This is a genomic window from Saccharomonospora sp. NPDC046836, assembly GCF_040645195.1.
In the GTDB taxonomy this organism is placed as follows: Bacteria; Actinomycetota; Actinomycetes; order Mycobacteriales; family Pseudonocardiaceae; genus Prauserella_A.
The window spans coordinates 1-7,232 of the sequence record NZ_JBEYXW010000089.1 but is presented as its reverse complement, the minus strand read 5'-3'; the positions used below and the strand labels follow the sequence as shown (position 1 = coordinate 7,232).

Genomic DNA, 7,232 nt, shown 5'->3' with positions numbered 1-7,232 from the left:
CATTCAACCTCCCACGGAACACTGACGGCTCGGGTCCCCGGCAATTGCAATTGCCGGGGACCCGAGCCGTCAGTGTTCCGTGGGAGGTTGAATGATTGTAGGGGCAGGCATTGCCGGAACATCGTTTGCGATCACAGGAATCAAGGACGACTCCTGGGAATGGGCCACCCTGGGGAAGAATCTGGCCTGGGTCGGGGCGGGTGGCGGATCACCCTACAAGCTTTGCCGCAAAATGGGAGCCTCACAACATGATGCCGTCTGGGGTTGGCCATTCGTGAAGAACACGCGGAGCTATAAGACAAAGGTTCCTGGTGAGGTAGGCGTCGGAGGCGGGCGACGAGTCAGAGTTACCGAAGTTCACCGCGACTGGGAGGCAACCGGCGGGAATCTGTCCATCAATGCAGGATTCAATTTCGGATTCTGCAGTGCTGGATCGTACAGTGCAGGAAACCTGGTCAATGTCTACTGAGAGCCGCGTAGGAGATCGTGTGGTGAAGCTCCAAAGGGTAAGTTGGAAATTTCTTCGCTGGATACCTGCGGTCGGCTTCTCGGGGGCGGCCGTCGCAACGGCGGTAAAACTCTCCAGCGACATGAGTGATCCGAACCTGTGGGCCGCCCCAGGAGCAATGTTGGGGACGCTCGCAGTCATGAGCCGGATTGCCAGTTCTCATATTCTTCTACTCAAAGACAGTTTGATCATCGCCAATCCGATTAACTCCTGGGAAATCCCCTACCGGGTCATCAAGGTAGTGGGATTGAGTCCCGGCGGCACGCTTGCAATAATAGTCTCAGGAGGAAAAGAGTTTCATGCGGCCTCCTTTGGCGGGTCATTGCTGGACCGCTTCTTCAAGACCTCTGAACGGGTAGTTCCAGAGATTCAGCAGCATATTGCCGCGAACAAGCAGAAAGGCGTTTCGTGGCGGCCTATCGCTGTGAGCGAAGCGGCAAAAGATGCGGCAGGAACGGTCAAGCGAACCCTCGTGAGGCGGGACTGGGTGGCGGACATCGCCTTGTTCCTCGGTATCGTTCTCATGCTCACGGGCGCGATGGTAAACGCCTTCGGCGATTGATCTCCGCTTCCCGGGCCCCACCTGAACGCTAAATTGCGGGCGTGCATCTTCCAGCGGGCGACCCGACCCAACCTCAGGGTGGTCGGGCCGCCCGCTTGTCGAATACACGCCCCGGCCGTCGACGCGTTCATCGCCTCCGGCTACGACGACAGCGACGCCGTCGACCTGGCGGAGCTCCGCCGCCGGCGCGGGTGAGCCCGCCGCCGTACGCGGTCCGCGTCTCCGCCCCGGCCGCCAAGGTCCTCGACGCCCTGCCCGAGCACGCGGCGGACACCGTGTGGGACATCCTCGCCGCGGCCGCCGCCGACCCGTTCGGCTTCCGGCAGTTCGACACCAGCGACGACGAGGGCGCCGACGTCCGCTGCGCGGCCGTCGGCCAGCTCTCCATCACCTTCTGGATCAACGGACCTTTGCACAGCCTGACGGTCCTGAACATCGTTTGGCTCAGGTAGCCGCTATGTGTCGTCGTCCCGCCGTACCCGCCCGTGCCACTCCGGGCACTCGGCAGCCCGCCCATCAGGCGCAGTCTGCCCGCCTTCACCCAGCTGAGGCCAGCCACACGCGACTGCTTGCCGCTGTCCAGCTGGTCAGGCCAGCCCTGAGGGCACTGATCCGTCCGAGCCACCGACAGGAGCGGGCTCGTCACCAACGTCGCCAACACCCTTGCAACTATACAACGAAACGTTGTATAGTTGAGGTCAGCAAGTCGGACCCAAGCCGTTTCAACCGGCGTCGTGAACAGGCCATCATCCGACCGCACCTCAAGGAGGCACTCGTGACCGTCACCTTCACCGCCGCCACCGCCCCGGCTGTGGGTTTCGTTGTCACCTGCGGCTGCGATGAAGCCACCACGCGCGCCCAGCGCTTCGACGACTACCGCGCCGCTCAGGCGGCGGCAGACCAGACCAACGCCGCACCCGACCAGCGGGGCCCGCTGCCGGGGTGCTCCATGCCGACCGTGTGCCCGGAGTACCCGCTTCGCGCTGAACCGATTGACCCGGACGGCACCGCCCCGCTCATCAACATCTCGAACGCCAACGCCGTCGTCGTCCTGGAGGCGCTCGGATCGCCCTCCCAGCCGACGGCTCCCGGCCACCAGGACCTCGAACCCTTCCCGGACGAGGTCCCCGGCAACGGTGTGATCATCCCGGTCACCGTCGTTGACGCCTATGGCGAGCTGGCTGCTGAAGAGTTCCTCGGCCGGGTACTGACAGCGCTCGCCCTGGCCCCCGAAGACGCAGGCGTACCGGACATCCAGTTCGGCCGTACGCACCTGGGCGGCCGCCCGGCCGGATACCTCCAGCAGGTCCTGCGGAACCTCCACGACCTCGCTGCGTGGTGTGCGACGCACGAACGCAGGGTCGTCTGGCACTGACCAGGAGGGGGCCGTCAACTCGGGGGGGTGCCCCTATGTCTTTGGTCAAGGAAAACGGGGGTGCGTTGGGGCGGTGAGCCGGGCAGCATGGCGGGGTGGCTGATCTGCTGTGGGATGACGTGAGTTCCTTCTTCGACCCGGACTTGATGGGGTCGTTGCCGGACGTGCGTGTCCCCGATGCCTCGGTGGCGGACTGGCAGGCGGTCCTCGATCTTGTCGTGGAGAAGGGCTGGAAGTACCAGTACTCCGAGGGAGAGACGGTGCTTCCGGTGCCCCGGGCGGAGGCCGTGCTGTCCCGTCAGGCGGATGCCGAGTGCCCGGACCTGCGGGTCTGGCCGGCTGCCGATGTGTTGGCGATCTTCCGTTTTCATGCCGACGATGAAGTCGACTTCGACGTCGATCTGCGGGAGTTGCAGGGCCAGGATCGACTTGATGTGTTCTGCGGCTTCCTTCGGGAGATCGGGCGGCGGCTGGGCAAGCCTGTGCTGATGGACCCGGAAGGCGGCTATGGCCATCCGATGCTCGGCTTCGATGTCGAGGCCGATCGAGTCGTTTTCCTCGCAGAGCCGCAGGTCAGGTGACTGAGGCAGACGGCTGCGGTTCGTAGAAGGTTCCGTCGCGGAGCATGGCGAAGAGGACGTCGGCTCGTCGTCGGGCGAGGCAGAGCAGGGCCTGGGTGTGGTGCTTGCCCTGGCTGATCTTCTTGTCGTAGTAAGTCCGCGATGCCGGGTCGCCCAGGGCGGCGAAGGCGGAGAGGAAGAAGGCCCGTTTGAGCTGCTTGTTTCCTCTGCGGGAGGGTTGTTCGCCGCGGATCGAGGATCCTGAATTGCGGGTCGCGGGCGCGAGTCCGGCGTAGGCGGCGAGATGGCCTGCGGTCGGGAAGGTGCTGCCGTCGCCGACCTCGATCAGGATTCTGGCTCCGGTCCTGACGCCGACTCCCGGCATCGACCTCAGGACCTTCGAAAGAGGGTGAGCCTCCAGGAGCTCCTCGATCCGCCCGGCCAACAGTTTCCGCTGGTCAAGGACAGCGGTCAGGGACCCGGCCAGGCTCGGGACGATCAGCGCGGCCGCCTCGGTCCCCGGAACCGTGACGGTCTGCTCGTCCAGAGCGGTGAAGATCTCCTCGACCAGCCGCTCGGCCATCCTCGGCGCCTTCGGCCGTAACAACGTCACCAGCCGCCGCCGTCCAGCCTTGCGGATCTGGGCTGGCGACCCGAACCGCTCCAGCAGGGCCAGGACGGCCGGATGTTGCAGCCGTGGCCCCAGCACCCGCTCAAGCGACGGATGGATCTGAGTCAGCAGGCCGTGCAGCCGGTTCGCGACCCGGGTTGCTTCGCCGGCCAGGTCGTCGTCGAACCCGACGATCATCTCCAGCTCGGCGATGGTCTCGTCCTCGCCGTCGATCGCCCGCAGGGTGTGAGGCATCGCGCGGGCAGCGTCCGCGATGATGAACGCGTCCTTCGCATCCGTCTTGGCTTCGCCCGGGTGGAGGTCGGCGATCCGCCGCATCGTCAGGCCCGGAAGGTAGGCCACGGGGCAGCCCATGTCCCTCGCAACGGCCAGCGGCAGGGCACCGATCGAGGCCGGCTGGTCGACCACGACCAGCACCGTTCCGTGCTTGGCCCGCAGCTTGGCGAACAGCTCGCGGAGCTTGGGTTCGGTGTTGGGCAGACGCTTGTCGAAGGCCTTCTTCCCGGCCGGGGTGACGGCGGTGGCGTGGTGTTCGCCCTTGCCGACGTCCAGGCCGAGGAAGACGTCGATGTCACTGGTGTCGATCACGTGCGAGCCCTTCCGCTCACGCTTTCGTCCGGCCTTGCCTCGGCACCGAGCTGCCACACCCACGTTACGGAGAGCTCTTCCGGCTCGGGTGAAGCCGGTGCTCAAGCCCCTCATCAGCGGCCCGTCGATGCCTCCGGGCCCGGTGACACCACCCCCCGGATCATCAGCAACAAGGGGGGAAGTCATGCCGGATCCGAAGGCCGGAGGCCCCATTGCGGAGCCACGAAAAAGGTAACGGGGGGCCACAACGAGGGTGTGAGCCTCACAGCCCGTTTCCCCAGGTGAGTAGGGGCGCTATGAGGGTGTGAGCCTGTGAGGTGGAGCTCGCGCCCCGTGCTCCTCGTGGCCTGGTGGTGGTCACCGGGTGCAGCAGGGCGGCGCCGTGGAGAGAAGCACGGCCAACTGCCGCACACGGTGTCCGCGGCCCGAGAGGCCGTCGGCTTGTTCTGCTCCTCCAGAACGAGCCGGTTTACCTGGTGCTACCGGCTCGATCCCGAACGGGTACGACGAAGGCGCTGGCACCCCCGGTGCAGCGCTTTCGTGCCTTCGTCGGGCCAGGAGGCCGCTGACCCGAACCGGGCGGCGGCCGGTGTCACCCAGCGGCGCGGACGGCTCGGAGCGGCTGGGGCTGGCGCTTGGGCGGTGCGGTCTCGTACACCGGGGCGGTGATCTCGGGCAGTTCGCCGGCCTCGATGCGCTCGGCGGCTTCCCCGATCGCTTCCTCCAGCTCCTCCTGCGAGGCGTAGGAAGCGACGTAGGGGTGGAGGTAGTAGGTCCGGTACTTGCGGTCCTCGGGGCGCAGCACGAGGTTGCGGCTCTCCAGCAGCGCCATTGCGGTGTTCGCGGAGTTCCTGGACAGGCCCACACGGGCCCCCAGCTCGGCCTGGGAGGCGTTCACCTCTCCGCCTGGCTCCTGGCGCTCGATGAGGGCGCTCAGCAGCTCCATGGCGGCCTTGGTGAGGTCCAGCCGGTACAGCATTCCGAAACCGGCGCTGGCCTGGATCAGCATGCTTGCCCCTCCTCGTCGACGACTCCATCTTCCCCGTCCTCGGCACCGAGCTCCAGCTGCACGCTGCGCGGTGGCGGCGGGGCGTTGAGAGCGGGGAAGACATCCTCGGGCAGCTTCCCGGTCTCCCGGTCGCGTAGCGCGTCCAGGATCTCGCGCTGGACGTCGCCGTTCCCCTCGAACCCCAGCATCGGGTTCACGAAGATCAGCCCGCTCTCGACGCGTTGGAGCATGTGCCACTGCTCCAGGCGGCCGATCGCCCGGGTGACGTTCGACCGCTCCACACCCAGCTTGTCGGCGATCTTCTTGTGCGTGGCGCGCAGCCACCCCTCGCGCTGCCGGCCGATGCACCACAGGAGGACCCCGGATTGGATCGGCGACATGCCGTGCTGTGCGATGAGCACCGCGAGAACGTCAGCGAGGAAGTCGTTGGAGACCACGCTGTAGCCGGACCGGCCGTACATGTCGTGGGGAGCCCGGTACGTGTACCGGACGCTGACGTCCATCTGCTGTACGGGCCGCTTGCGGGTCGGCGGCTTGATGTCCTTGCCCAGCCTGGAGGACAGGGTCTCGCGGAAGGCGCTGTCACCACCGGGCGGAACGGCAGCGATGCGGCCCTTGCCGCGGCCGGCGGAAGGGCGCTTGGGCTGGGGTGGCATCGACGGAGGTCCTGTCCTCGATCTTGGGGGTACGCGCCGGACACTAGCAGTTGTTCAAGCTCAGTTGGCAGATTTGTACACGCTGGCGTGGCACTTTGGTGTCGACGCCGACACACCGGATTCGGGCCGTACTTCCCGGGAACCTCTCACCACCTGCAACGATGCGTATTTGTACAAGTAAGCTTGGCAAATACGGGTGTCGATGTGGCGCCCCGAGCACGTTTCCGCAGTTCAATGTGTCGCCACCGACACATTCCCCCACGCAAAACCCCAGGTCAGAGCACGCGCCCGCGAGGTGCCCTCTTTTCCCTAAGAAGCACGCGCGCGCGAAGGAACGCACCAGGGCCTCGGACCGCGGGTCGACCCCGCTACCGACGGCACCGACCATGAGCAACTGGCGGTGCGCCGGCCCCACGGTTCTCCCCTTCCGAGGCCGCCGCCCCGCCCGCACACCCACCGCGCCCGCGCAGGCTCCCAGTCGCCCCACAGGCGGCTCTTCCGCCGGGGCCTTCGGTTGCGAGGTCCACGATGGCGCGACGCATGCAGGCGGCTTCCTGCGAGGCTCAGGCGGGACTCGGTGGCTAAGGCGGCTTCGCGCGCGGCTCCCTACCCCCGCGCGGACCGTAGGCGGCACCAGCGTTGCTGAGTCTCGGGTGGTGCCGGCCGCGACGCTCAAAAACAGGGAGGCGTGGCTGATGACCGTGGGCGGTTCCGCCACCCGGCCCTGGGGGGCCGTTCGGCTCCGGTACCTCCGCACGTCGAATTTCGACGCTCGCATATCTGAGCTTCCGTTCTGTGGCTAAGCCGTTCAGGGCAGCGTAATTCTGAATTCACCCGGTGGGTTTTCGGCCGGGGCCGGAGTAGTGCAGGCCGATCCCAAACACTACACAGTGCTTTGTCATGATGCATCACGCTTGTGGCGCGTTTCATCTCGCGAGTGACGCGTGATGGATTTCGCCCTACAGTGACAGGTTGGCGCGTATACTGACGGGGCATTGATGGATGCGACCGGCCAGTTTCGAGGACGGGAAAGGGGTTCGGGCGGAGCGCAGCGGAGCCCGTCACTACGGTGGGGGCCGGCACTCGATCGGTCCGACAGCCCGTCACCTCTGTTGCGCGGGTGACGAGCGTAAATCCCAGGTCCTACACGGGCCCGCGCATGATGCACCTCCCCTCGCAGCCAGCCCGGTTGATCGCGCTTGCGCGGTCGCCAGCAATTCGCGCTTGCGCGAATTGCATTCCGTTCGGAATTCCGCTTGCGGAATTCCATTCCCCCGCTTGCGGGGGAATCCGAATTGCGCTTGCGCAATTCGCGCTCTATGCCCCGGCTTGCCGGGGCATAT

At 66.2% G+C, this 7,232-nt stretch carries 7 protein-coding genes; 4 read left to right on the top strand and 3 right to left on the bottom strand.

All coding sequences use genetic code 11. The features are described 5' to 3' along the window. Positions 1 to 488 precede the first annotated feature (488 nt). From ABZ863_RS34980 to ABZ863_RS34965, 4 genes are all read left to right on the top strand, one after another. A complete protein-coding gene (locus ABZ863_RS34980; RefSeq protein WP_358544003.1) occupies positions 489 to 1,070 on the top strand; it encodes a hypothetical protein in 582 nt (193 codons plus the stop codon). 191 nt (positions 1,071 to 1,261) lie between these two features. Next, positions 1,262 to 1,522, top strand: coding sequence for a hypothetical protein (locus ABZ863_RS34975; RefSeq protein WP_164179287.1), 261 nt, complete (start codon positions 1,262 to 1,264; stop codon positions 1,520 to 1,522). A gap of 323 nt (positions 1,523 to 1,845) precedes the next feature. After that, positions 1,846 to 2,445 (top strand): hypothetical protein, encoded by a 600-nt coding sequence (locus tag ABZ863_RS34970; RefSeq protein WP_164179289.1) that lies wholly within the window; start codon positions 1,846 to 1,848, stop codon positions 2,443 to 2,445. A 95-nt stretch (positions 2,446 to 2,540) separates the two neighbouring features. Further along, a complete protein-coding gene (locus tag ABZ863_RS34965; RefSeq protein WP_358544000.1) occupies positions 2,541 to 3,026 on the top strand; it encodes a hypothetical protein in 486 nt (161 codons plus the stop codon). Here ABZ863_RS34965 and ABZ863_RS34960 read toward each other — a convergent pair. The 3 genes from ABZ863_RS34960 to ABZ863_RS34950 form a co-directional block, all read right to left on the bottom strand. After that, the gene (locus tag ABZ863_RS34960) at positions 3,019 to 4,224 is read right to left on the bottom strand and encodes an IS110 family transposase (RefSeq protein WP_358543998.1); all 1,206 of its coding nucleotides are present in this window, start codon (positions 4,222 to 4,224) and stop codon (positions 3,019 to 3,021) included. The two genes, ABZ863_RS34965 and ABZ863_RS34960, sit on opposite strands and share 8 nt — an antisense overlap. Before the next feature lie 592 nt (positions 4,225 to 4,816). After that, complete coding sequence (locus ABZ863_RS34955; protein WP_023423521.1) at positions 4,817 to 5,233, bottom strand: MarR family transcriptional regulator; 417 nt, start codon at positions 5,231 to 5,233, stop codon at positions 4,817 to 4,819. Then, complete coding sequence (locus tag ABZ863_RS34950; RefSeq protein ID WP_331760939.1) at positions 5,227 to 5,889, bottom strand: replication/maintenance protein RepL; 663 nt, start codon at positions 5,887 to 5,889, stop codon at positions 5,227 to 5,229. The genes ABZ863_RS34955 and ABZ863_RS34950 overlap by 7 nt, the downstream gene beginning before the upstream one ends. Positions 5,890 to 7,232: the final 1,343 nt, after the last annotated feature.

Coding starts and splice junctions, on each gene's coding strand:
- ABZ863_RS34955 (WP_023423521.1), bottom strand. CDS start 5,233: ATGCTGATCCAGGCCAGCGCCGGTTTCGGAATGCTGTACCGGCTGGAC.
- ABZ863_RS34950 (WP_331760939.1), bottom strand. CDS start 5,889: ATGCCACCCCAGCCCAAGCGCCCTTCCGCCGGCCGCGGCAAGGGCCGC.